We start from the raw sequence: 2,414 nt of genomic DNA, 5'->3' as shown, positions 1-2,414 counted from the left end.
GACCGGATCGAGGTCCACTTCACGAACAACCCCCTGAACCTCCTGAAGACGACGAAGTGCGTCATCATGGCCAACATCCACCAGCGCGGCACCTATGCGGCGCTCCTGAGGGAGCACGGCGCGTCGGTCCTGACGCTCGACCGGATATGCAACGCCCCGCTGCGCGACGGGGGCGGGTACAACGCGGAGTTCGGCCTGCTGGGGTCCAACTTCTCGAAGGAGGGCAGCGTGAAGCTCTTTCCCCGGGACGCGGAGCGCTTCGCCCTGGACCTCCAGCAGGAGGTCCTGCGGCGGTCCGGACGCAGGGTGGAGGCCATGGTGTACGGCGACGGCGCCTTCAAGGACCCCGTCTGCGGCATCTGGGAGCTGGCGGACCCCGTGGTGTCCCCCGGGTTCACGGAGGGGCTGCGGGGCACGCCCTCGGAGATCAAGTTCAAGATGGTGGCGGACAACGCCTCCGGGGATGCGGAGGCGGCCGTGCGCGAGGCCATACGCTCCAAGCCCGCGCCGGGGGGGAAGGAGTCGGGGCTGACGGAGTCTCGAAACGCCCTCGGCACGACGCCGCGGCGCTATACGGACCTCCTGGGCTCGCTGTGCGATCTGGTGTCCGGCAGCGGGGATCGGGGAACCCCCGTCGTGCACGTTTCCGGGTACTTCGACTCCTGGAACGACGAATGACCGGCGGTCCTGAGGTCAACCCCTCTCGATCGCAGCGCTTTTGTCCCGATCGGACCGTCCCTGGAGGACGGTCCCTTTTTGTGGCGAGGAGAGGGTGAGCGGGGCCTCTGCCGCGTTCACAGGACCTTTACATCGGAGGAATATCCTGTCCTTCGTAATGAGGGGAAATGGAGGACGTTCCTGTGGCGGCGGGAAGTCTGCGCCAACACCGCTGAGCTTCACGCGCTTTTGGTTGTCTGACCTGACTTCCAGGAACGCATGTCCGGGATATGCACATCCTGCGTTTTCGTCAAATGGCGGTTTGAAGTTCTGAGGCGAAAGCGTAATCTTGTCCCCGCAGGCTTTTTAGTGAGGGGTTCTCTTCTTCCCTGTGGCTGTCCGGTGGATTGGAGCGATCTCCTTTGGAAGTTTGGAGGCTGAGAACGACATGAGATCGGAAAAGAGAAGAGTGGGCGGGAGTGCTGTTGCCCTTGCGGCCCTGGCCTGTTTGATTCTGGCCCTGTTCTGGGCTTTCCCCGCCCTCGCACGGGGAGATGAGGCGGTCCGTACCCTGACGCTGGAGGACTGCCTGGCCCTGTCGGAGGCGAACCATCCCGACCTTGCCGGGGCGGAGGCGAAGAGCGAGGCGGAGCGCCGGCGGCTCTCCCTGGCGGCCGTGGAGGACCGCCTGCAGGCATCGGGAAGCGTTTCGGCGACCCGCTCCGGCAGGGAAGGGGCGGTGACGGGCAGCAGTTACACGGCCGGAGTGACGGCGAGCCTCAAGGTCTTCGACACGAACCGGACGAAGTATGCCGTCGAGGCCCAGCGCAGTGTGCTGTCTGCTGTGGAGGCCGAGGGAAGGAAGACGCGGCTGCAGGTCCGTGCCGGGGTCAAGAAGGCCTACATGGACCTGCTGCTGGCGGGGGAGGTCCGCGGCCAGAGGCAGGAGGCGGTGGATTCGTTCCGGCGCCATCTGGAGCGCGCGAAGGGCTACTACGAAACGGGGCTCAAACCGAAGATCGACGTGACGAAGGCCGAGGTGGACCTGGGGAACGCCCAGCTCGCGCTGGTGGAGGTGGAGTCCGAGGTCCGGGTTGCGCAGGCCGCGCTGCTGAACGCGATGGGCGTGGACTCGATGGAGCCGTTCGAGGTTCGGATGGCGGAGCGCAGGCTGCCGGACGCGGCGGAGGACGACGCCGAGGCCCTGGCCTTGGAGCATCGCCAGGACTACGCGGCCGCGGACCTGCGGACGCTCGCCGGAGTGGCCGAGGTGCGCTCCGCGGCGCGGAGTTCCTCCCCCAGCCTGTCGCTGAGGGGCGGGTACAGCGCTGGCGGTGAGGACATCTCCTCGCTCAGGTCGGAGTGGAACGCGGGCCTTTCCCTTACCGTTCCCATCGTCGACGGGGGAGCGACGGCAGCCCGGACGGACGCTGCGAGGGCGCAGGTCAAAAGCTTGGAGGCGGCCCGCGAGGCCCTGCGGCAGGACATCCTTTTGGAGGTCCGCAAGGCCGTCTTGAACGTCCGCAACGCCAGGGAGCGCATCCGCATTGCGGGGTTGACGGTCGCCCAGGCGGAGGAGAACTACTCCCTGGCCGAGGGGCGCTACCGGACGGGCGTTGGCGATTCCCTGGCGCTCTCGGACGCGCTTCTGGCCCTCACCGATGCCCGGCTCTCCGTCTACCGGGCCCGCTACGACCTCCAGGTGGCCCAGTTCGCGCTGGAGAGCGCGACGGGGGTCGAGCTGACGGAGCCGGAGG

The 2,414-nt window shown here is 67.2% G+C and carries 2 protein-coding genes; both read left to right on the top strand.

The window, feature by feature from the left end; translation table 11 throughout:
* The coding region (locus ACO41U_RS09520; RefSeq protein ID WP_485943481.1) for a coenzyme F420-0:L-glutamate ligase at nt 1–678 on the top strand (678 nt) is incomplete at its 5' end.
* 427 nt (nt 679–1,105) lie between these two features.
* On the top strand, nt 1,106–2,414 hold a 1,309-nt coding region (locus ACO41U_RS09515; protein ID WP_485943479.1), incomplete at its 3' end, for a TolC family protein.

It is taken from the genome of Fretibacterium sp., assembly GCF_057312375.1.
Note: the sequence above shows the minus strand (reverse complement) of the source record. Positions and strands in the feature narration are given on the sequence as shown.